Source organism: Bradyrhizobium acaciae (assembly GCF_020889785.1).
Classification (GTDB): domain Bacteria; phylum Pseudomonadota; class Alphaproteobacteria; order Rhizobiales; family Xanthobacteraceae; genus Bradyrhizobium; species Bradyrhizobium acaciae.
In genome coordinates, this window is the sequence record NZ_JACMYK010000017.1 from 1 (window position 1) to 20,960 (window position 20,960).

Consider the following 20,960-nt stretch of genomic DNA (forward strand, 5'->3'; position numbering starts at 1 on the left):
CCCGGGATGTCCCTGCGGACCGGGCTTTCCCGGCTCGCCCTGACGGCCCTGTGGCCCCGGCGCCCCTCGTGCCCCCTGGCGGGAAGTTGTCTCGTCAGCCACTGATATGCTCCGTCGCGATTTGAAGCCGCTTGTAACAGAGGTTGGACGACGGCTTCAATTCTGCCTGAAGGCACCGATGCGAGCGATCAACAGTCATAATTCCATGGGCATGATGACTGCGGAGGACGCATTGCGGGTTCTGGACGGCAGCTACGGCGACGAACCGCAACCGCTCGACATCGTCGTGACGCGACATGACGTGCTTGACGAAGCGAGCTTTCGCAGCACCGGCGTGCTCGAGCTCTATGAGCAGTTGTTTCCCGCGATCGAGCGCGACAGTCCGGACGACATCGTGCGCTGGCTGCTGTCGGACGATGTCGGCGAGCCCAGACATTTCAGCGTCGGCGGTCGCCAGATGTCCTATCGTCTCGACTCGCGCTGCTTCATCCTGCGTGCCGCCGGGCGCGCGATCGGTCTCGGCTTCTTCACCTACGATCACGCAAGCGACCTGATTTTTTGCAACCATGTCGGCATCGCGAAGGCGTGGCGCGGCGGTGGCCTGGCGGGCACGTTCTACCGCGAGATGGTTGCCGTGCTCGACGCGCTGTTTCCGCGCAACATCGGCGTGGTGCTCGAGGTCGAGCCGTTCGATCGCGATCGCGTGGCCGCGATCATCGCCGATCTCGAGCGGACGAACAGGCGACAGCTCGCTGCGGATGAGCAGGACGAGATCCGCCGATTGCTGCGCGCGCGTTGGTACGACAAGCTCGGCCATGCCGTGTTCTGCGACGCGCGGACAATGCAGCCGCTGCTGTGCCGCTCGCCATGCCTTGATCCGTGCCTGCCGTCATCGGAATGGGTAGAAGGCGAAGAAAATTACTGGCTGATGTGGCAGGCGCGGACCGGCGCGCCTTCTGCCCAGAGGCGCGCAAGTGAGTTCTGGCAAAATGCCGTCGCCGCGATTTACATCGAGATCCTCGCAAAGTCCCTCGTCGATGACGATCCGAATGGACGGCGCGACTATTGGGACTATGCGACCGCGCTGGTGGCCCAGACGATGCAACAGACCATGATGACCGACGTGCGTCTCGCACGTTGTCTCAGTGACGAGGACGGCGCGTTGCTGTCGCGCTGGCGACGTCTTGCGATCGACCTGCCGATCTAGGACCGGCCGCCAGAGCGCGATGAAATCAAGTTGAGCGGTTTGGCCGCGGACGCGGTTCACCTCTCCCCGACGGGGGGAGGTCGATTTGCGTAGCAAATCGGGTGAGGGGGCGCAGTCCTAACGAGAGACCGTGACCCCTCACCCGGCGCTATGCGCCGACCTCTCCCAAAGGAGAGGTGAACCTCGGCTGCCGCTTCATCTCATCGCGCTTTAGGCCGCGGCGTGCTCGCTCATCGGCACGTCGATGCCGTCGGCCGAATATTCGCGGATCTTGTTCCGCAAGGTGCGGACCGACAGTCCGAGCACGCGCGCGGCGCGGGTGCGATTGCCGTCGCAGCGCGCGAGTGTTTGCAGCACCAGTTCCCGCTCGACTTCATCGACAGTCGCGCCGATCAGCAGTGGAACGATTTCATTTGGCGTCAGCGACGGCAGCAGTGCTTCCGGCGATGGTACGGTGGACGCGTAAGACATGAACTCCTCCCGATCAACGCCCGCCTCGTCGATGAGGCGGAGACATCGAGAAACCAACTACCCCGTATATCCACGGTGTGCCGGTTTGGTTAACAAGACCTTAACGCGCCGCTAACTCCCTGCCTTGTAAGCAAAATACCCAGAAATCGCCACGATTGCGGTTCCATCGGTCAGTGTTGGCTTGTTTCCATCTTGCGCTACGCATCTCGTCGCACCGCTTCACCGACGTTTTCTCAGAGAACTTTGAGAACCATATCGCGGCTGTCGCGCCATACGTCTGCCATTACAGCCCTTGCCGCACTCTCTGTGGCCCCCGCGTTGCCGACTGAGACGCCTCCGGATCGACGCCCGGAAGTTCACTGTAATTCGCGGTGGACGGGACTAGAAGTTGAGAGTAGGCGCGATTGACTCTTGTGACGGGAGTCCTGAACCTTACCGATGGTGTGCGGTCGATTCGCTCACCCATGGAAAAACCGGGGTCTGGAACACCCCGGCTTCCGTGATCCGCAACAGCCTTGGAGACCTTTGCAGAGGGTTATTCACAACGACACCGTAAGGTGTCGTGACTCACTGTCAAGAGTCTCCTTGGCCTTTCGAGAAAAGGTCAATGAAATGAAGCCGCCTACTTATCAACTGACATTCGATGACGCTGTGGATATCTGGATTCGGCACTGGAACGGGGAATTCCAACATCGAATCGCGGCATCGTTCGATGTGAATTCCGGGCGTGTGAACGAGGTGCTGAAAGGTACCAAACATGCTGGCAGCCGCGAGGCCGCCATTTCGCGGAAGTCTGCATAATAAGGAGCCCGGCTTACGCCGGGCTTTTTATTTGAGCGAAAGCATCTGCCTCAATCGCAGAGCTGCGCCTTCGGAAGTCAGGCGAGCAAGTATCTGAACCTCGCTTGGCTCCGCACCGCCTTTCGTCTCGAAGAGAAAGTAGCCGCTCGTATCGTCAACTTTCTCTCCGGACAATTCGATCCGTCGAGCCGTGATCGGCGCGATGCAGATGGTTGTATCGTCATCAACTTTCGCGCTGAAGTAATAGTCAGCCATTTCACTCTCCGAGGGCTTCATGAACAAAGCTGAAAAGACCCACGTCGTCGTGCCCGAAGCGGAAATCACCGTTCGCTATCTGGCGGACTACATGGCGGCGTCCGAACGTCGTCGCCGTTCGATTATCGAGGGATGCAAATATCGGCCCCTTGCCAGGTTGCTCCAGCACAAGGAGGCGCAGATCACAATTTCGAGCGCACTTCAGTCCGGCGCGCCTGATCCCAAGACATTGGAAAAGAAAGCGGATTTCATCCGAAACAAACTCGCGACCGGCGACTTTGAAGCTCTCACGAATGAGGCAAACGCCGATTACGTTGAGAGATTCAGTGAAGTGGTCGCTAGCATTAAATTGCCGAACGCGGAGATTTTGCCCGGCAAAGTATTCCCCGCTGCCAAAATCCAAGGCGTGAAGGTGCGCTTCTCTCCGCACCTGATTTTGATGCGAGTGGATAAGAGCAATAAGCAACGCAACGGAGCATTCATGCTGCGCTATGCGAAGGGCAGTACCCTCGATCCCAACGTCGGCGGCTACCAGTCGGCAGCCGCATTTGGGATGCTCAAGGAGTACTTCGCGGAGGAAGGCGCAGAGGCCGATAAGGCCATCTGCGTTACATTGGATGCATTCAGCGGAACGCTCTACCCAGCGCCGGGAAGCGCCATTACGATGTTTGCGAACATGAAGGCGGCTTGCCAAACAATCTTTGAGCGATGGCCGAATATTCCGCCGCCAAAGAATGCCATCATCTAGTCCAATCGCCGCCGTTCGGTTCACAACGGGGGCGCCTTCTCGTGAAGGCGTCCCTTTGTGCGAGTGGCCTGCGTCGGCCAGGACACATCGGTCACAATGTGCGGTACCCGCCGTCGACCATCACGATCGATCCCGAGACATAGGCCGACAGGTCCGAGGCGAGGAAGATCGCAGGACCGACGATGTCTTCCGGCTTGCCGGCGCGGCCGAGCGGGGTGTGGTCCATGAAGACTTTGACGAGGTCTGGATTGGTGGCGCGCACCTTCTCGTTCAGCGGCGTCTCGATGAAGCCGGGGCCGATCGCATTGACGCGCACGCCGTCCTTGCCGAGCTCGGCGGCCAGCGCCTTGGTGAACCCGAGCACACCGTGCTTGGAGGCGGTATAGGCCGGCGAGCTCGGCGTGCGCAGATGCACGAAGGACTGGATCGAGCCGATGTTGACGATGCGTCCCTTGTTCTTGCGCAGCGGTGCGAGGAACGAATGCGTCACGTTGAAGACGCCGGTGAGATTGATCGAGATGATGTCCTCCCAATCCTTGATCACGGCCTCCTCCGTGCCGAGCATGCCGTTGCGGCGCGCGATGCCGGCATTGTTGACCAGGATCGAGACAGGTCCGACCTTGTCCGCCACCTGCCTTGCCATCGCGATGCAGGCGTCGCGATCGGTCACGTCGAGTGTGAAGCTCTCCGCCTTGCCGCCGGCGTTGCGGACCTCCTTGGCCGCTTCCGCTACCGCATCGCCGTTCATGTCGAGCAGCACCACGCGCGCGCCCTCGCGGCCGTAGCCAAGGGCGATGGCGCGTCCGATGCCTGAGCCCGCACCGGTGATGACGGCGATGTGATTGTCGAGAAGGGCCATGGTGTTTCCTCGTTCTGATTTTCGAGCGTTGTCGACAACACTATTCAAAACTGCGCCAACCGAAACGCCAAGCCGCGTTTGCGCGTTGCTGTTATCCGGATTCGGATGACAGTACGGACCGATCATGGACCCGCATATCAGACAATGGAAAGTTGCGATCGAGCGCTTCTGCGCGGCGCCGGATCCCGACTATCGCGAGATCGCCAGAATGATTGCCGAGATCGCCACGACCGATATCGACGAGACGCTGCGGCAAGCGGCCGCACAGGTGCTGCCGATCCTGCGCCAGGCGGCGCTGAAATCGGCCGACCGCCGGACCAAATCGATGGCGCTGCGGCGTCTCGGCATCGTCAGCGATGCGCTGCACACGCTGTCCGCGCCGCAGTTCGGCCGGCGTGGCCTGACGCCGAAGGCGCTGACGCAGGAGGAGCGCTACCGGCAATTGCTGGGCCTGCCGTTCGGCCGTCGTCTCGCGGCAACCGAGGTCCATCAGGCGTTCAAGCGCGCCGCCAAGACGGTGCATCCCGACGGCGGCGGCAACGGCCCGGCGTTCCTCGAGCTCGCCGCCGCGCGCGACGCACTGATCAAGCATCACTGATGCGCGATCGCGCCAACCCGGACAGCACAAGGGCGGACACCGCGCCGTTGCCGCGTGTCCGCCCTGCGCGTGATCGATCGGCAGTCGCTCAGTACGAGCAGGTGCCGTTGTTCAGGAGTCCGGTCTTGTAGCTGAATGCGGCGTCGAAGGTCGGCAGTTCTTCGCTGACGACGGCGTAGTTCGCCGGCCACGGCGTGGTCGGGATGCTCTGGTCCCAGATCTGGCAGAAGCCGGTGTCCTGCCAGCGGATCAGATGATAGGGCGTGGCGCTGGCCGGGCTTGCGGCGGCAAGCAGGGACACGGTGGCGGCAATGGTGGCGCAGGCGATCGCAAGACGACGCATCGGAAATCTCCGGTTTGAAAAATGAATGCTCCGCGGGGCAATCCCGGAGCTCAGGGGCCGATCGCCCCGGACATGCAGTGAGTGTTGCAATCCCGGGAACAGGTTCAACGCCGGTGCTGTGCCAAATTGCGCCGGATTGTGTGATTGCTACAGTCGGCGCGTTGCGATTCGTGCCCGCGTCGCGACGCGAGCAAATCGACGTGAGCAAATGGACTTGAGTAGACTTTGGGGAGACCGCACATGAAACTTTCATCCACCCTTCGCGCCGCGCTGGTCGCGCTGATGGCCTTCACGGGCGCGGCTTTCTCCACCGCCGCTTGCGCCGACAGCGGTTTCGTGACGCTCACCATCTACAAGGCCGGCTGGATCATCGGCGGCTCCGGCGGCAGCGGTGTGCTGACCTTCCGCGGCCGCTCGTATCGGCTGTCCACCGGCGGTCTCGACTACGGCCTGGTGTTCGGCGGATCCAAGACCGTGCTGCGCGGCCGCGTCAGCAACATCAATCGTCCGTCCGACGTCGCCGGCGTCTACGGTGCAGCCGGCGCGGGGCTTGCCCTCGGCCGCGGTGCCCGTGCGATCGTGCTGACCAATCAGAAGGGTGCAGTGCTCGAACTGACCGGCCACCAGGTCGGCCTGATGGCGAACGCCGATCTGAGTGGTCTTGCGATCACGATGCAGTAGCTAGGCATCGTTCAATCTATCCCCGTCATCCTGAGGTGCGAGCGGAGCGAGCCTCGAAGGATGAATCGGCCCCGCTGGTGGCCGTGCATCCTTCGAGGCTCGCGAGAGCTCGCACCTCAGGATGACGGAATGCCTTGCTCGGTGTCATCACCCGCGCATGCGGGTGATCCAGTATTCCAGAGACGGTCGTGCTTGAGCCGATAGGTCGCGGCGTACTGGGTCGCCCGGTCGAGCCGGGCGACGACAACGGTGGATGAGGACAAAGCTTCGCATCCTCTCAGGATGACGGGGCTAGCGCCGGCGTGCGCCTGCATGATTTCGGAATATTAGAAGCGTACCCCTGAGTTGCCCGACGTGTCAAGTCGAGCGTCGGCGACCAGCCGGCTACTGTGCATGGGGTTGTTTTCGATATTTTGGCAGCGCGCCCCCGCGGGAGGCAGGCGGATCGGCCTGATCACGCGTCCGGGTACAAGCCGGAACGCGGCGGTGCTTACCTGAACAGATGCAGCGCCGCGTATTGCAGCAGCATGATGGTCTTGGCGTCGACGATGCGGCCGTCGCCGATCATGGCGAGCGCGTCGTCGATCGAGAGCTCGAGCACCTCGATATCCTCGCCCTCGTCGGCGAGCCCGCCGCCATCGCTGATGCGCATCGCAGCGTCGTATTCGGCCACGAAGAAATGCAGCTTCTCGGTCACCGCGCCCGGCGTCATGAAGGCTTCGAACACCTTGCGCACGTGATCGAGCCGGTAGCCGATCTCTTCCTCCGCCTCGGCGCGGATGCGTGCTTCGGGCGCGGCGTCGTCAAGCATGCCGGCGGCGGCCTCGATCAGGAGATCGTCATAGCCGTTGGCGAAAGCGGGATAGCGGAACTGACGCACCAGCACGACGCTGCGGGTCTTCAGATTGTAGGGCAACAGCACTGCACCGTTGCCGCGATCGTAGACCTCGCGCACCTGGGTCTGCCATTCGCCGTTGCTGCGGCGGTAGTCGAACGTTGCGCTCTTCAGTTCGTAGCGGCGCTTCGACAGCAGCTGGACGTCCTTGACGCGGACGCGGTCGGCGATGCTCATGCGTCAATCCTCAATCTGTCACGGCGTCGCTTCGCGACCGTCGAGCCATTTGGCCAGCATCACCGAGGTCGATTCTTCATAGCCGAGCGTTTGATAGAACGCGCTGGCCTTGGCGTTTTCCCGGCGCACCAGCAATTGCAGCTTCGGCACGCCGGCCGCGCGCAGCCAGTCCTCGACCGCTTCCATCATGGTGCGGCCAAGGCCCTTGCCCTGGCGGTTGGGATCGACGGCGACGTAATAGACCCAGCCGCGATGGCCGTCATGGCCGACCATCGCGGTCGCGACGATCGCGCCGGCCTCTCGGCCGACCAGCAGGGCCGAACTCGGTCCGCGGCGCGCCAGCGCGATGTCGGAAGTGGGATCGTTCCACGGTCGCGTCAGGCCGCAGGCCTGCCACAGCGCGACGACGTCAGAAATGTCGGCGTCGGTGATTGGAGCAATGGCGAGGGAAGGAGAGGGCATTGTCGCTTGCACGGTCACAGCACCTTGCCCGGGTTCATGATGCCGAGCGGATCGAGCATCGCCTTGATCTGTCGCATCAGCTCGATCGCGACCTTGTCCTTGACGTCAGGCAGTTCGTCGCGCTTCAGTACGCCGATGCCGTGCTCGGCCGAGATCGAGCCGCCCATCCGCAGCACGATCTCGAACACGACGCCATTGACGTCGTGCCAGCGCGCCAGGAAGTCGGCCGTGTCGGCGCCGACCGGCTGGCTGACATTGTAGTGGATGTTCCCGTCGCCGAGATGACCGAACGGCACCGGCCGCGCACCCGGGATCAGTTTCACGACCGCGGCATTGGCCTCCGCGATGAAGGCGGGCACCGCTGCGACCGGCACCGAAATATCGTGCTTGATCGAACCGCCCTCGGGCTTCTGCGCGGCCGACATCTCGTCGCGCAGCTTCCAGAACGCCTGGCGCTGGCTCAAATTGGCGGCGATCACGGCGTCATCGACGATGCCGTCCTCCATGCCCTGGGCGAGGATCGCCTCCAGCGTATCGCGGGCGTCGTCGCGCGACGACGACAATTCCATCAGCACGTACCAGGGATGCTTGCTGTCGAGCGGATCGCGGATATCGATGCCGTGCCGGATCGAGAAGTCGACCGCGATATCGGCGAGCAGTTCGAAACTGGTCAGGCTGCCTGCCGCCTGATTGCGCGAGATCGACAGCAGCTTGAGCGCGGCGGCGGGCGACTTCAGGCCGACATAGGCGGTCTCGACCGCACGCGGCCGCGGAAACAGCTTCAACGTTGCCGCGGTGATGATGCCGAGGGTACCCTCGGCGCCGATGAAGAGGTTGCGCAAATCGTAGCCGGTGTTGTCCTTCTTCAGCTTCGACAGCGCGTTCAGCACGCGGCCGTCGGCCAGGACGACCTCGAGCCCGAGCGCCATTTCGCGGGCCACGCCGTAGGCGAGCGCTCCGGTGCCGCCGGCGTTGGTCGAGAGGTTGCCGCCGATGGTGCAGCTACCTTCGGCGCCGAGCGACAGCGGAAACAGCCGGTCGACGTCGGCTGCCTTCTGCTGCGCGATCTGCAGCACCACGCCGGCCTCGCAGGTCATGGTGTTGGACTCGACGTCGATGTCGCGGATCTTGTCGAGGCGGCGCAGCGATACCACGACCTCGCCGTTGTGCGGCGTCTGCCCGCCGACCAGGCCGGTGTTGCCGCCCTGCGGCACCAGCGCGATCCTGTGTTCGGTCGCAAGCTTGCAGATCGCAGCGACTTCGGCGGTCGAGCCCGGGCGCAGCACCAGCGGCGAGCGGCCGTGAAACAGGTCGCGCTCCTCGGTGACGTAGGGCTTGATGTCGGCGGCGTCGGTGACCGCATACTTCGCGCCGACGATGGCGCGGAATTTTTCAAGCAATTCGGGTGGAAGCGGCGGCACCGCTGACTGGACGATGTTCATTTTTTCTTGGTCTTTCACGTATGTCGGGATTTACCGCCCAACCGCTGCGCGGCGCAGCCGGTCATTGATGGCTTCGCCCAGCCCGTCCTCGGGAATGGGCATCACGGCGATAGCATCCGCGTTTCTCTTGTCGAGCGTGCGAAGGTAGCCGAACAGATTGGCGGCGGCCTCGGCGAGATCGCCGCGCTCGGACAGGTTCATCTCCACCGAGGCGCATTCGCGTCGCGCCACCTTGGCCGACCCGAACGACAGCAAGGCCTCGCCGACATGGACGTCGCTGGCATTGAGCCGGACCGGGGTCCGTGGCGCGTAATGTGAGGCGAGCATGCCGGGGGCAACCGGCTGGGCGTCGTTCTCGGCGTCCTGCGGCGGCGATTGCAGGGGATGGCCGAGCACACGCTCGATCTCGGCGCGCGTGAGCCCGCCCGGCCGCAGCAGCACCGGATCGGAGAAGCAGCCGACGATGGTGGATTCGACGCCGACCTCGACCGGGCCGCCATCGACGATCAGGTCGATCCGGCCGTCGAGATCGCCGTTCACATGCTCGGCGGTGGTTGGCGAGACATGGCCGGAAAGATTGGCCGACGGTGCTACCACGGCACCGCCGAACGCCCTGATGATGTCGCGCGCCACCTTGTGGGCCGGGATGCGGATGGCGACCGTATCGAGCCCGGCGGTCGCGAGTTCCGCGACCGGGCAGGACAGCGCCTTCGGCAGCACCAGGGTCAGCGGACCGGGCCAGAACGCTTCCGCCAGTCGCAGGGCCTGCCCGTTGAACAGGGCGATCCGGCGGGCGGCGCCGAGATCGGCGACATGGGCAATCAGCGGATTGAAGGCCGGCCGGCCCTTGGCCTCGTAGAGCCGGGCGATCGCGGAGGCGTTGCCGGCGTCGGCGCCGAGGCCATAGACCGTCTCGGTCGGAAACGCCACCAGGCCGCCCTCGGCCAGAACTCCGGCGGCGGTGGCCGTGGCGGCGGCGCCGGCGGGCAGAACGTGGGTTTTCAGGCCTGTATCCACTGTGACTAGATTCCTCAATTGGGTGCCTTGTCGTCCCTTGCGGTCCCCGAAACCCAACGCTATAAGCCGGCCTCTTAGTCGGAGTGTGGCTCAGCCCGGTAGAGCACTGCGTTCGGGACGCAGGGGTCGCAGGTTCGAATCCTGCCACTCCGACCATTCATTCAAGCACTTATAGTTTCTGTGTTTTTTGTGCGCAACGAATTGCGCATCGATTTCGGGCGCGGCAGCCATGTCCGTCGATTCCGGTCCGCAGGCCCCCGATATCGGCGAGTCGCAGGAATGAGCCGCCTCGAACTTGCGCCGCTCGGAACCTGAGGCTGGACGATCGGGAAGCCTTCTTTCCAGTCGATGAGCCGATCCTGCCCGCCATCAAAGCACGAATACCCCGTGGCGAGTAGTGCTCCCTGTGTCGCCGCAAGTGCCGACATCGCGCCTGTCAGGGATTGCCGACCTCGAAGGCCAGCAGGACATTGCCGGGCAATCCACTCCATTGCGCGTAGCCGGAATTAACGTACAGCATGCCATCGACGACGATCGGGCCGGGCCCGTCCATGGCACCGCCACGGGCGGCAACGCCGTTCACCGTGGTGTAGTCGCGGGCGGTGTCGATCTCCCAAAGCAGTCGTGCGTCATCGGTCGCGTAGGCGCGCAGGAAGCCGCTGACGCCGCCCGAAAACACGACACCGGGAATCAGCGTGATCGCTGCGGAGAGGGCGGGGCTGCACTGGGGACGATCGCCGCAGGCAACCGGCGCCACCTGCATCGCGATTTTTCCGGTCGCAAGATCGAGGCCGAACAGGCCGCCGCCTTCGCTTGAATTAAGCCGCCGCGAGCCGTCCTTGAGAAACCGCACGTCGGAGTTCGCGACATAGATTCGGTCCTGGTCCGCGGCGGAGCCCCACTCGGTGCCGCCCAATGGGCCACCTTGGCCGATCCGCGTCTGCCACAGGATCTTGCCCTCATGGTCGGGATCCGGCGCATGCACCACGCCGGATTTCTGGCCGATGACCAGAACGCGTTGTCCGTTACGCATCGTCACCAGGATGGGCGATTGTCCGAAATCATGGTCGGGGCCGCGATCTTGCGGGCAATTGCTCTGGTCGATGCCGAAACACGCAACGACGAAGCTGTCCTTCGGCGTCGCCTGCTGGTGCCAAAGCATTCGGCCGGTCGCGAGATCGAAGGCGAGGATGGCGTCGCTGGTGTCGGTTGCCGGGTCGGCATAGCTGTTCGATGTCGCGACATAGAGCGCCTGGCGCTGCACGTCGATCGTCGGCGCAGACCAGACCGACGCGCCGGCCGGACCGAACAGTTGGGTCCCGATGGCGTTCGTCCGTGTCGGCTGCGGCGCTTCGGGAATGGTATAGGTCTTCCAGACCTGTGCGCCGGTCTCCGCCTTCAGCGCCACGACGCTGCCGCGAAACGTGCAGCATTGGTAGGTCGGGCGCGACCCGATCGCCTCCTCGATCGATGAGATGCCGACATAGACGATGCCGGCGTGGAAGACCGGTGCACCGGTGATCCGCGCGGCCGCATGATCGTCGATCTTGCTCGTCCAGATCAGCGCCCCGGTCGTCGCGTTCACGGCATAGACGTTGGCGCGCACATCGCCAAAGAAAATGACGGACTGGCCGTTATCGAGCGTGGCGAAACTGATCGCCGCGCGGACCGGCGCGTCGGTGGGAAACAGCCAGCGCGTGCATCCGGTCTTGGCGTCGAGGGCGTGGACCTTGCGGTCGCCGCCGCCGACGAACAGCAGGCCGCCGACCACAGTCGGCTGAGCGAACGCGACGGACGTGTCGGGAAACCCGAAGGCCCATTTCAGGCGCAACCGCGGGACCCGGTCTTGCGTGAGGCCTGCCATCGCCGCCGGCTGAAACCGGCTGTTGTTGATATCCGCGCCCCAGCCGTTCCACCGCGGTCCGTCGATCGGCTGCGGAAAACCGGCCGCGCTCTGCGCACATTGGCCTGCATTCTCGGCCGCCGCATGCGATGCGGCCTTGCCGGTGACGAGGGAGGCGATCGCGGCTCGCTCGTCGTTGCTCAGCCCCTGCGCGAACGATGCCATCGGGCCCGCGGTGATCGCGTTCAGGACTTCGTCGAACGATCTTGATTGCAGCGCGGCGCGGTTCGGCGCGCGGACATCCTTGTCGCCGCTGTCGTGACATTGCGCGCAGCGTTGCGCGTAGAGGGTGACCCCGCCTTGCTGCGCAGTCGCAGGCAGGCAAGACCAGACCAGAGCGACGGCAATCGCAGCACCCAGTTTCATCGCGGTTCACCGGCGTTGGCTTTGATGAGATGAGCGATCGAAGCGTAGCACAATCCCAGTGGTTGTCGTCGCGCCTGGCGGAGGCCGGCGGCGTGTATGAGTCGGTGCCGAGCCTGATCGCGGCTCGCGGCGGGACGCCAGTGACCGCTACCCGGATGCCCCCAAAATTCAGACGCCTGCCGGCGCGATCTCCCATTGACAGGCCATCGATATGATAGAATTATAACACAATAAGTTGCAAAAATAACAACATGTCAGCATCGTACCAGCGCCGCGGCGCCGGTGACGGGAGGAAAGTTTGGAATTGTCCGGTTCGATCGCGGCAGAGCCTCGGCCGTCGACGGCGCTTTTGTTGGTCGGTGGCATCAACAAGCGCTTTGGCGGTGTGCGGGCATTGCGCGACGTCAACCTCGAGGTCCGCGCCGGCGAGGTACACGCCTTGCTGGGCGAGAACGGGGCCGGAAAATCCACGCTGATCAAGATCCTCAGTGGCGTTCACGCGGCGGACAGCGGCACGATCGAGATCGCCGGCAAGCCGGCGACCTTCGACAGCCCGGCACGATCGCGCGAAGCCGGAATCGCTGTCGTCTATCAGGACCTCAGTCTCGTTGAATCGCTCAGCGTCGCCGACAATCTGTTGCTCGGCCGCGAGCCGCGCGCAAGGTTCGGCTTTGTCCGCAAGCGCGAGCTGATGGCGAAAGCCGAGGCGTTCCTGAGTGAACTCGGCATTCCCCTCGATACGAAAGCGACGGTCGGCTCGCTGCCGTTCGCCTATCGCCAGATGACCGAGATCGCCAAGGCGTTGATGGGCGAGGTGCGGCTGCTGATCCTCGATGAGCCGACATCCTCGTTGACGTCGGACGAAGTCCGCATCCTGTTCGACGCGATCGGCAAGGCGACGCGCCGGGGCGTCGGCGTGATCTATGTGACGCATCGGCTCAACGAGGTCTTCGAGATCTCGCAGCGCGTCACGGTGCTGCGCGACGGCGCCAATGCCGGCACGTTCGTCACCGCCGATACCGACATGAAGCGGCTGGTGAACGCCATCATCGGAACCGATCGATCGGCGCCCGCTGCGTCGCGCGCCGCGCCCGCGGCGCGTTCGATCGATTCATCGCTGGTTCTGTCCCTGTCGGGCGTCTCCAACGACCGGCTGTCCGCCGTCGAATTGTCTGTCATGAAGGGGGAAATCCACGGCCTCGCCGGATTGATCGGGAGCGGACGCACCGAGATTCTGGAGACGATCTTCGGCCTTCGGCCGGTCGAGCGCGGCACGCTCGAGATCGAGGGCCGGCCATGGCTGCCGAACAGCGCGGCCGATGCAATCGACCAGGGCGTCGCGCTGGTACCGGAAGATCGGCACCTGCAGGGCCTGGTGCTCGACCATTCGATCGAACGCAACATCACGCTGCCGCGGATACCGCATTTCTCGCGCTGGGGCTTCATGCAGCAACGCGCTGCAGCCAGGCGTGCGGAAACGGCGGTCGCGAGGCTTTCGGTGAAAGCGCAAGGCGCCTCCAGCCTGGTCCGGACATTGTCCGGCGGCAACCAGCAGAAAGTCGTGTTCGGAAAATGGAATGATCCGCGGCCGCGCGTGCTGCTGCTGGACGAACCGACGGTCGGCGTCGACGTCGGCGCACGCGAGGAGATCTACGGCGTGATCCGAAATGCCGCCCGCGACGGCACCGGCGTCCTGGTCGTCTCGTCGGATCTCGTCGAATTGATCGAGCTCTGCGACCGCATCTCCGTAATCGTCGACGGACGGGTAGCGCGAACGCTGGTGCGCGGCGAGATTGATGATGCGGAAGAGCTGCATCATCTGCTGCAGATGTACCAGGCTTCCGGACAAGGCGTATTGCAAGAGCTGCCCGCATGACCGAACTGACCGCGCCCAATGTCGTCTCCGCGTCGACCCGATCCGATCGACGCCGCAAGCTGCTGCAGAATCTGCTGCGCGGCGAGCGACCCTACATGCTCTATATCGCCTTCGTGGTGCTGCTGGTGGTGTTCAGCCTTTCGTCGCCCTGGTTCCTGTCGGTCGACAATTTCCTGAACATCGGCCGCCAGACGACGCTGGTGTCGATCATCGCGGTCGGCATGACCTTCGTGATCATCGCGCGCCAGATCGATCTATCGGTCGCATCGACATTGGCGCTGTCAGGCATGGCCGCGGCGCTCGCGATGAGTCAGATCAACAACAGCTGGATCGTCGGCGCCGTCGCAGGCCTCGGCACCGGCGCGCTGGTCGGGCTGCTCAATGGCATCCTCACAACGCAGCTCTCGATCCCATCCTTCCTGGTGACGCTGGGATCGCTGAGCATGGCGCGGGGATTGGCGATGATGGTGACCAACACCAAGCCGGTCATCATCACCAACGAGACCTATTTCGCGATCTTCGGCGAAGGCACGTTTCTGGGTATCCCGGTTCCGATCGCGTGGACGCTGGTGGCGATGATCGTCGGCATCCTGCTGCTGCACTACAACGTGTTCGGCCGTCGCATCTATGCGGTCGGCGGCAATCCGACCGCTGCGCTCTATTCCGGTATCAACACCAAATGGGTGACGACCGCGGCGTTCGTGCTGACCGGCACATTGGCCGGACTTGCGGCGCTGGTGCTGTCCGCGCGCTCGCATGCCGCACGGCCCGACGTCGTGCAGGGCATGGAGCTCGACGTCATCGCTGCCGTGATCCTCGGCGGCTGCAGCCTGTTCGGCGGCCGCGGCTACATCCTGGGCACGCTGTTCGGCAGTCTCATCATCGGCACGCTCAACAACGGCCTCGTGCTGCTCGGCGTCAGCTCGCCGATGCAGCTCGTCATCAAGGGAGCGATCATCGTGGCCGCGGTCGCGTTCACGAAGCGCTAGAGCGCTGCGTTGCAAGGGTAGGGGCAAGGTCGCCGGCCTCCGGTCAATCGGCGACCAAAAAGGGAGGAAACAATGAAGCCAATCTTGCGACAAACCCTGCCGCTGACCGCACTGATCGCGGCGACGGCCATTTCGATCGCCCCTGCGGCTCGCGCCGAAGTGCCGGCGACCTGCGTCAAAGGCGTCGATCTTGCGACGCTTGGACCGAAATCGATCGTCGGCCAGGGGCCGCATGGCGAGAAGGCGGCTTCGCCGGAAGTGCTTGCGCTGTCGGACGCCGATGTCGCCAAGATCAAGGAGAAGAACTTCAAGGTCGGCATCTCCATGCAGACCGTCAATCTCGACTGGGCGCAGCTGCAGATCCAGGGCATCACCGACACGCTGAAGAAGTACGGCGTGACGGTGACAGGCGTCGCGTCCGCCGAATATCAGGTCGACAAGCAGATCGCCGATATTGAGAACACCATCCAGCAGCATCCGGACGGCATCATCTCGATCCCGGTCGACTTCACGGCGACCGCACCGACCTACAAGAAGATCGCCAAGGCCGGCATCAAGCTGGTGCTGATGGACAGCATTCCGACCGGCCTGAAGCATCCGGAGGAATATGCCTCGATGATCTCGGCGGACAGCCAGGGTAATGGCCAGATCGCGGCCCAGATCCTGGCGTCCTGCATGGCGCAGGGCTCAACCATCGGCCTCGTCAATTTCGGCGTCGACTATTTCAGCACCAACGAGCGCACCAAGGGGGTTCGCGAGTGGATGCAGAAGAACCGCCCCGACATCAAGATGAAGCAGGTCGATTTCACCGATCCGCCGAAAGTCTCTCAGATCGCCGGCGACTTCCTCACCGGCAATCCTGACGTCAAGGGCGTGTTCGCGGTCTGGGATCAGCCGGCGCTGGATACGCTGAGCTCGATGCGCGCGCAGGGCATCGATATTCCCGTCACGACCGTCGACCTCGGCCTGCAATCGGCGATCGAGATCGCCAAGGGCGGACCGCTGAAGGCGACCGGATCGCAGCGTCCGTATGATCAGGGCGTCGCGGAAGCGATGGCGATGATGAACGCGCTGCTTGGCAAGGAAACGCCCGGCTGGATCGGTGTGCAGTCGTTGCCGGTGACGCAGTCGAACGTGCTGGAATCCTACAAGACGGTGTTCAAGAAGGAGCCGCCGCCGGAACTGACCGACGCCTGCAACAAGGCAAAGCCGGCCTGCGACTGATCTTTGGCGCGATGCGCGGTTCGCGAGGCCGCGCATCGTGGACGAGGCTGACCCGGGCGAGCCAGCCCCCGCCCGGGTCAGACCTCTTTCGAGCGAAGCGGGCACCGGTTCGCGCGAAGAAAACGCGTCAGAACACGAATTGAGAACCCGCTCCGATCGGAACGGAAGAGGTTCTAGATTGCGCTGGTCACATATTCGACGGGAAGGCTGCGGAAGTGCTTGCGCATGTCCGATGATGCCGCGCCGCCGACGATGATCCGCGAGAACGCGCCGATATCGGAGAAGAATGCCGATTTGAGACTGCCGAGCTTGCTGGCGTCGATCACCAGGATGCTCTCCATCGCGGTCTCGATGACGGCCTGCTTGATGGCGACTTCGTGAAAGTTCGAGCAACTCGCGCCGCGGGTCCAGTGCACGCCGCCGGCGGAGATGAAGGCCTTGTTGATCCCGAGCCGCCGCAGATAGGACAGGCCGTCGTCCGACGCAAAGGACTGGGACGACGGATGATAGAGCCCGCCCATCAACATCACCTGCGTCGCCGGTCGGTGCGTGACGATCGACGCCACGTTCATCGAATAGCAGATCACAGAGAGCGGCAGATCCTCGGGCAGGCAGTCCGCCAGCGATTGCATCGTCGTGCCGCAGTCGATGAAGATCGTATCGCCCTCCTTGATGGAGGCCGCGGCAGCCCGGCAAGCCAGGCGCTTGTCCTGGGTGTGCTGGTCGATCTCCTGCTCGAATGCGTACTTGATCCCGGTCGGTGATGCCGCGTTGACGACGTAGCCGCCGAGCAAAGCGAGTGCGGCGTCCGGCCCGGCGAGGTCGCGCCGCACCGTCATTTCAGAAACTTTCAGGAGCTCGGCGGCGTCCTTCAGATGCAGCGTTCCACCCGACTCGACGGCACGGCGCAGCCTCTGCAGGCGCTGGACGCGTGTCTCGCTTGGTCGTGCGTTCGAGGTTTCAGCCATTTTGATCGCCGAGCTTGCTTATCCGATTGACAATGATCTTACAATGTTGTGAGTTTATCAACGTCGATTTGTTACAATAATAACATCAAGTCCAGCGGGCTGATCGAGCGGTGGGGACCTGTCGTTCCTCAGGCGATCGGCAAGCCCAACGGCGAGGTCAGGGGAGGATCACATGTTGCGATCGACACATTCAGTCTATCTGGCCATCTCCTCGATTCGCTAGGACCGCACGGCGCCTCCATGACGCAGAGCGTCCTCATACAGAATCCGTCCCCATTCGCCGCGCAGCCACCTGCTCCGGGCGGCGGCCATCCGCATCCGATCCCGCGCAACAGCGGCCGCGCGCTCGAGATGGATTGGGTCGACGAAATCAGGATCAATCTGTCAGCCGCCGAACGGCGCGTTGCGAGCCTGCCAGGCCGGCGAACGGTAAAGAAGAACGCGCAGGCGGCGTGGCTTCTCAAGGCGGTCACCTGCATCGACCTGACGACGCTCAACGGCGACGATACGACCGAGCGCGTGAAGCGCCTCTGCGCCAAAGCCAAGGCGCCTGTGCGCGGCGACGTTCTGGAGAAGCTCGGCTTTGCCGGGCGTGAGCTGCATACCGGTGCGGTCTGCGTCTACCATCGGTTCGTCGGCACGGCCGTCGAAGCGCTCGATGGATCCGGCATCCCGGTCGCTGCGGTCTCGACCGGGTTTCCCGCAGGCCTCGTCCCGCATGAGCTCAAGCTGAAGGAGATCGAGGCGTCGGTCCGCGATGGCGCGCAGGAGATCGATGTCGTCATCACGCGTGAGCATGTGCTGACCGGTGACTGGCGAGCGCTCTACGCCGAGGTCCAGGATTTCCGCGCTGTCTGCGACAACGCGCATCTGAAGACGATCCTGGCGACCGGCGACCTCAAGACGCTGCGCAATGTCGCCAAGGCCTCGATGGTCTGCATGATGGCCGGCGCCGATTTCATCAAGACCTCTACCGGCAAGGAAGGCGTCAACGCGACGCTGCCGGTGACGCTGGCGATGCTGCGCATGATCCGCGTCTATCAAGAGCGCACCGGCTACAAGATCGGCTTCAAGCCGGCCGGTGGAATCTCGACGGCAAAGGACGTGCTCAACTATCAGTTCCTGATGAAGGAGGAGCTGGGACGCGACTGGCTCGAGCCGGATCTGTTCCGCATCGGCGCCTCCAGCCTGCTTGCCGACATCGAGCGGCAACTTGAGCATCACGTGACCGGCCACTACTCGGCTTTCAACCGCCACCCCGTGGGATGAGACTCCAGCGATGAGCGTCGCAAACTATTTCGAGACCATGGAGTATGGCCCCGCGCCCGAGGCAGACGGCGAGGCCCGCGCCTGGCTGGCGCGGCATGGCGCCACGTTCGGGCATTTCATCGCCGGCAAGTTCACAGCGCCGCATGCCGGCAAGCATCTCACGACGAGCGAGCCCGCCACCGGCAAGACGCTGGCGCGGATCGCGCAGGGCGCTGCTGCCGACGTCGAGGCGGCGGTCAGTGCCGCGCGCACCGCGCAGACAGCGTGGGCCAGGCTCGGTGGTCACGGCCGCGCGCGTCATCTCTATGCATTGGCGCGCATGCTGCAGCGTCACGCCCGGCTGTTCGCCGTGTTGGAGGCGATCGACAACGGCAAGCCGATCCGGGAAACCCGCGATCTCGACGTGCCGCTCGCGGCGCGTCATTTCTACTATCACGCCGGCTGGGCGCAGTTGCAGGAGCGCGAATTCGCCGATCAGGTGCCGATCGGCGTGATCGGGCAGATCATCCCGTGGAATTTCCCGCTGCTGATGCTGGCCTGGAAGATCGCGCCGGCGCTCGCCGCGGGCAACACCGTGGTGCTGAAGCCGGCCGAGTTCACCTCGCTGACAGCGCTGCTGTTCGCTGAACTGTCCACCGAGGCCGGCTTGCCGCCGGGCGTGCTGAACGTCGTGACCGGCGACGGCGCGACCGGCGCTCTGCTGGTCGAAAATCCCGGCGTCGACAAGATCGCCTTCACCGGCTCGACCGAGGTCGGTCGGCTGATTCGCCAGACGACCGCGGGCACCGGCAAGTCGCTGACGCTGGAACTCGGCGGCAAATCGCCGTTCATCGTGTTCGACGATGCCGATATCGATGGCGCGGTGGAAGGCGTGGTCGATGCGATCTGGTTCAACCAGGGCCAGGTCTGCTGCGCCGGCTCGCGACTGCTGCTGCAAGAGGGCATTGCCGAGACCTTCCGCAGGCGCCTGATCCGGCGCATGGAGACGCTTCGCGTCGGCATGCCGCTCGACAAGGCGATCGACATGGGCGCCGTCGTCGCACCGGTGCAGCTCGAGCGGATCAAGGCGCTGGTCGAGACCGGGGTGAAGGAGGGCGCGGAGAAATATCAGGCGTCCGGCGCGATCCCGGCGGAAGGATGCTTCTATCCGCCGACCCTGCTCTGGAACGTGCATCCATCCTCGACGGTTGCGACCGAAGAAATCTTCGGCCCGGTCCTGGTGGCGATGACGTTCCGCACGCCCGACGAGGCCGTGATGCTCGCCAACAACACGCGCTACGGCCTTGCCGCGAGCGTGTGGAGCGAGACGATCGGACTGGCGCTCGACATCGCGCCGAAGCTGCTCGCCGGCGTGGTCTGGGTCAACGCCACCAATCTGTTCGACGCCAGCGTCGGCTTCGGCGGCTATCGGGAGTCAGGCTTCGGCCGCGAGGGCGGCCGCGAAGGCATGTATGAGTACCTCAAGCCGAAGGCCTGGAGCGGGCGCAAGGCGCGGGCCAAGGCGTTGCCGCTGCCGACGGCGGCCGGCGCCGGCACCGGATTCGACGTGCCGCCGATCGATCGAACGGCAAAACTGTTCGTCGGCGGCAAGCAGGTCCGTCCGGACGGCAATTATTCGCGTGCGGTGCTCTCGCCGAAGGGCCGGCGCCTGGGCGAAGCAGGCGAGGGCAATCGCAAGGATATCCGCAATGCGGTGGCTGCGGCGCGTTCGGCCGAGTCGTGGGCGCGGGCGACGGCGCATAATCGCGCCCAGATCCTTTATTACCTTACCGAGAATCTCTCCGCGCGCGGCGACGAGTTCGCCCGCCGTATCGCCGAGATGACCGGTGCAACGGCCGCAAAGGCGCGCACGGAAGTCGATGCGAGCATCGAGCGGCTGTTCAGCTATGGCGCCTGGGCAGACAAGTTCGAGGGATCGATCCACGCGCCGCCGCTGCGCGGCGTGGCGCTCGCGATGCATGAGCCGATCGGCGTGGTTGGTGTCGTCTGTCCCGATGAGGCGCCATTGCTCGGCTTTATCAGCCTGGTGGCTCCGTTGATTGCGATGGGCAACCGGGTCGTCGCCGTGCCGAGCGAGCGGCATCCGCTCGCCGCGACCGACTTCTACCAGGTGCTCGAGACCTCGGACGTGCCGGGCGGTGTGGTCAACATCGTCACGGGTGACCGCAACGATCTGGTCAAGGTGCTCGCCGAGCACGACGATGTCGACGCGCTCTGGGCGTTCGGATCGCAGGAGGCTTCCACGGCAGCGGAACGATACTCGATCGGCAACCTCAAGCGGACGCTGGTCGATCATGGCCTCGCGCTCGACTGGTACGACAAGGCCGCGAGCGATGGCCCGATCCTGCTCCGCCATGCCGTGCAGGTGAAGAACATCTGGATTCCGTATGGCGACTGAAGAAGTCACCT

Annotated in this window: 19 protein-coding genes and 1 tRNA gene; 10 read left to right on the forward strand and 10 right to left on the reverse strand. The window is 64.0% G+C overall.

What is annotated here, in order from left to right; genetic code table 11:
• The first annotated feature begins 205 nt into the window (after positions 1 to 205).
• Entirely contained in the window at positions 206 to 1,207 is a 1,002-nt protein-coding gene (locus H8A92_RS10180; protein WP_229195678.1) for a hypothetical protein, read from the forward strand.
• A 210-nt stretch (positions 1,208 to 1,417) separates the two neighbouring features.
• Here the strand turns inward: H8A92_RS10180 and H8A92_RS10185 are convergent, their stop codons facing one another.
• The gene (locus tag H8A92_RS10185; protein ID WP_163155387.1) at positions 1,418 to 1,678 is read right to left on the reverse strand and encodes a helix-turn-helix domain-containing protein; all 261 of its coding nucleotides are present in this window, start codon (positions 1,676 to 1,678) and stop codon (positions 1,418 to 1,420) included.
• A gap of 828 nt (positions 1,679 to 2,506) precedes the next feature.
• Positions 2,507 to 2,734: a hypothetical protein gene (locus H8A92_RS10190; RefSeq protein ID WP_229195679.1), complete on the reverse strand. Its 228-nt coding sequence runs from the start codon at positions 2,732 to 2,734 to the stop codon at positions 2,507 to 2,509.
• 19 nt (positions 2,735 to 2,753) lie between these two features.
• On the opposite strand from H8A92_RS10190, the gene H8A92_RS10195 reads away from it, so the two are divergent.
• Complete coding sequence (locus tag H8A92_RS10195) at positions 2,754 to 3,482, forward strand: hypothetical protein (protein WP_229195680.1); 729 nt, start codon at positions 2,754 to 2,756, stop codon at positions 3,480 to 3,482.
• 91 nt (positions 3,483 to 3,573) lie between these two features.
• Here the strand turns inward: H8A92_RS10195 and H8A92_RS10200 are convergent, their stop codons facing one another.
• Positions 3,574 to 4,341 (reverse strand): SDR family NAD(P)-dependent oxidoreductase, encoded by a 768-nt coding sequence (locus tag H8A92_RS10200; RefSeq protein WP_229195681.1) that lies wholly within the window; start codon positions 4,339 to 4,341, stop codon positions 3,574 to 3,576.
• A gap of 124 nt (positions 4,342 to 4,465) precedes the next feature.
• Between H8A92_RS10200 and H8A92_RS10205 the strand changes: the two genes are divergently transcribed.
• The gene (locus H8A92_RS10205) at positions 4,466 to 4,939 is read left to right on the forward strand and encodes a hypothetical protein (protein WP_229195682.1); all 474 of its coding nucleotides are present in this window, start codon (positions 4,466 to 4,468) and stop codon (positions 4,937 to 4,939) included.
• Positions 4,940 to 5,027: 88 nt separating this feature from the next.
• Here H8A92_RS10205 and H8A92_RS10210 read toward each other — a convergent pair whose 3' ends face one another.
• Positions 5,028 to 5,282, reverse strand: a complete 255-nt coding sequence (locus H8A92_RS10210; RefSeq protein WP_229195683.1) for a hypothetical protein — start codon at positions 5,280 to 5,282, stop codon at positions 5,028 to 5,030.
• A gap of 240 nt (positions 5,283 to 5,522) precedes the next feature.
• Between H8A92_RS10210 and H8A92_RS10215 the strand changes: the two genes are divergently transcribed.
• Positions 5,523 to 5,963, forward strand: coding sequence for a hypothetical protein (locus H8A92_RS10215; RefSeq protein ID WP_229195684.1), 441 nt, complete (start codon positions 5,523 to 5,525; stop codon positions 5,961 to 5,963).
• Positions 5,964 to 6,453: 490 nt separating this feature from the next.
• Here the strand turns inward: H8A92_RS10215 and H8A92_RS10220 are convergent, their stop codons facing one another.
• From H8A92_RS10220 to H8A92_RS10235, 4 genes are read right to left on the reverse strand one after another with little or no spacing between them, the layout of a single operon-like run.
• Positions 6,454 to 7,035 carry an NUDIX hydrolase gene (locus tag H8A92_RS10220; protein ID WP_229195685.1) on the reverse strand — a complete coding sequence of 194 codons (582 nt, stop codon included), beginning with the start codon at positions 7,033 to 7,035 and terminating at the stop codon, positions 6,454 to 6,456.
• Positions 7,036 to 7,053: 18 nt separating this feature from the next.
• On the reverse strand, positions 7,054 to 7,497 hold the full coding sequence (locus H8A92_RS10225; RefSeq protein WP_229195686.1) for a GNAT family acetyltransferase: 444 nt from the start codon (positions 7,495 to 7,497) through the stop codon (positions 7,054 to 7,056).
• A 14-nt stretch (positions 7,498 to 7,511) separates the two neighbouring features.
• Positions 7,512 to 8,939, reverse strand: coding sequence for an FAD-binding oxidoreductase (locus H8A92_RS10230; protein WP_229195687.1), 1,428 nt, complete (start codon positions 8,937 to 8,939; stop codon positions 7,512 to 7,514).
• A gap of 30 nt (positions 8,940 to 8,969) precedes the next feature.
• Positions 8,970 to 9,956 (reverse strand): L-threonylcarbamoyladenylate synthase, encoded by a 987-nt coding sequence (locus tag H8A92_RS10235; protein ID WP_229195688.1) that lies wholly within the window; start codon positions 9,954 to 9,956, stop codon positions 8,970 to 8,972.
• A 79-nt stretch (positions 9,957 to 10,035) separates the two neighbouring features.
• Here H8A92_RS10235 and H8A92_RS10240 point away from each other — a divergent pair.
• Positions 10,036 to 10,112, forward strand: a tRNA-Pro gene (locus tag H8A92_RS10240).
• Positions 10,113 to 10,392: 280 nt separating this feature from the next.
• On the opposite strand, the gene H8A92_RS10245 is transcribed toward H8A92_RS10240, so the two are convergent.
• Entirely contained in the window at positions 10,393 to 12,225 is a 1,833-nt protein-coding gene (locus tag H8A92_RS10245) for an outer membrane protein assembly factor BamB family protein (protein WP_229195689.1), read from the reverse strand.
• A 304-nt stretch (positions 12,226 to 12,529) separates the two neighbouring features.
• Here H8A92_RS10245 and H8A92_RS10250 point away from each other — a divergent pair, with 304 nt between their 5' ends.
• The 3 genes from H8A92_RS10250 (at position 12,530) to H8A92_RS10260 (ending at position 16,314) form a co-directional block, all read left to right on the forward strand.
• The gene (locus H8A92_RS10250) at positions 12,530 to 14,101 is read left to right on the forward strand and encodes a sugar ABC transporter ATP-binding protein (protein ID WP_229195690.1); all 1,572 of its coding nucleotides are present in this window, start codon (positions 12,530 to 12,532) and stop codon (positions 14,099 to 14,101) included.
• On the forward strand, positions 14,098 to 15,090 hold the full coding sequence (locus H8A92_RS10255; protein WP_229195691.1) for an ABC transporter permease: 993 nt from the start codon (positions 14,098 to 14,100) through the stop codon (positions 15,088 to 15,090). Before H8A92_RS10250 ends, H8A92_RS10255 begins: the two co-directional genes overlap by 4 nt.
• A 72-nt stretch (positions 15,091 to 15,162) precedes the next feature.
• Positions 15,163 to 16,314, forward strand: a complete 1,152-nt coding sequence (locus tag H8A92_RS10260; protein ID WP_229195692.1) for a substrate-binding domain-containing protein — start codon at positions 15,163 to 15,165, stop codon at positions 16,312 to 16,314.
• A 173-nt stretch (positions 16,315 to 16,487) separates the two neighbouring features.
• On the opposite strand, the gene H8A92_RS10265 is transcribed toward H8A92_RS10260, so the two are convergent.
• The gene (locus tag H8A92_RS10265) at positions 16,488 to 17,282 is read right to left on the reverse strand and encodes a DeoR/GlpR family DNA-binding transcription regulator (RefSeq protein ID WP_229195693.1); all 795 of its coding nucleotides are present in this window, start codon (positions 17,280 to 17,282) and stop codon (positions 16,488 to 16,490) included.
• 240 nt (positions 17,283 to 17,522) lie between these two features.
• On the opposite strand from H8A92_RS10265, the gene deoC reads away from it, so the two are divergent.
• Together deoC and H8A92_RS10275 are read left to right on the forward strand one after the other, a co-directional pair.
• Complete coding sequence (gene deoC / locus H8A92_RS10270) at positions 17,523 to 18,551, forward strand: deoxyribose-phosphate aldolase (protein WP_420831305.1); 1,029 nt, start codon at positions 17,523 to 17,525, stop codon at positions 18,549 to 18,551.
• Between the two features lie 10 nt (positions 18,552 to 18,561).
• A complete protein-coding gene (locus H8A92_RS10275; RefSeq protein WP_229195694.1) occupies positions 18,562 to 20,949 on the forward strand; it encodes an aldehyde dehydrogenase family protein in 2,388 nt (795 codons plus the stop codon).
• Positions 20,950 to 20,960: the final 11 nt, after the last annotated feature.

Coding starts and splice junctions, on each gene's coding strand:
- H8A92_RS10185 (WP_163155387.1), bottom strand. CDS start 1,678: ATGTCTTACGCGTCCACCGTACCATCGCCGGAAGCACTGCTGCCGTCG.
- H8A92_RS10265 (WP_229195693.1), bottom strand. CDS start 17,282: ATGGCTGAAACCTCGAACGCACGACCAAGCGAGACACGCGTCCAGCGC.
- deoC (WP_420831305.1), top strand. CDS start 17,523: ATGACGCAGAGCGTCCTCATACAGAATCCGTCCCCATTCGCCGCGCAG.
- H8A92_RS10195 (WP_229195680.1), top strand. CDS start 2,754: ATGAACAAAGCTGAAAAGACCCACGTCGTCGTGCCCGAAGCGGAAATC.
- H8A92_RS10230 (WP_229195687.1), bottom strand. CDS start 8,939: ATGAACATCGTCCAGTCAGCGGTGCCGCCGCTTCCACCCGAATTGCTT.
- H8A92_RS10255 (WP_229195691.1), top strand. CDS start 14,098: ATGACCGAACTGACCGCGCCCAATGTCGTCTCCGCGTCGACCCGATCC.
- H8A92_RS10260 (WP_229195692.1), top strand. CDS start 15,163: ATGAAGCCAATCTTGCGACAAACCCTGCCGCTGACCGCACTGATCGCG.
- H8A92_RS10225 (WP_229195686.1), bottom strand. CDS start 7,497: ATGCCCTCTCCTTCCCTCGCCATTGCTCCAATCACCGACGCCGACATT.
- H8A92_RS10215 (WP_229195684.1), top strand. CDS start 5,523: ATGAAACTTTCATCCACCCTTCGCGCCGCGCTGGTCGCGCTGATGGCC.
- H8A92_RS10275 (WP_229195694.1), top strand. CDS start 18,562: ATGAGCGTCGCAAACTATTTCGAGACCATGGAGTATGGCCCCGCGCCC.
- H8A92_RS10245 (WP_229195689.1), bottom strand. CDS start 12,225: ATGAAACTGGGTGCTGCGATTGCCGTCGCTCTGGTCTGGTCTTGCCTG.
- H8A92_RS10190 (WP_229195679.1), bottom strand. CDS start 2,734: ATGGCTGACTATTACTTCAGCGCGAAAGTTGATGACGATACAACCATC.
- H8A92_RS10205 (WP_229195682.1), top strand. CDS start 4,466: ATGGACCCGCATATCAGACAATGGAAAGTTGCGATCGAGCGCTTCTGC.
- H8A92_RS10200 (WP_229195681.1), bottom strand. CDS start 4,341: ATGGCCCTTCTCGACAATCACATCGCCGTCATCACCGGTGCGGGCTCA.
- H8A92_RS10210 (WP_229195683.1), bottom strand. CDS start 5,282: ATGCGTCGTCTTGCGATCGCCTGCGCCACCATTGCCGCCACCGTGTCC.
- H8A92_RS10220 (WP_229195685.1), bottom strand. CDS start 7,035: ATGAGCATCGCCGACCGCGTCCGCGTCAAGGACGTCCAGCTGCTGTCG.
- H8A92_RS10180 (WP_229195678.1), top strand. CDS start 206: ATGGGCATGATGACTGCGGAGGACGCATTGCGGGTTCTGGACGGCAGC.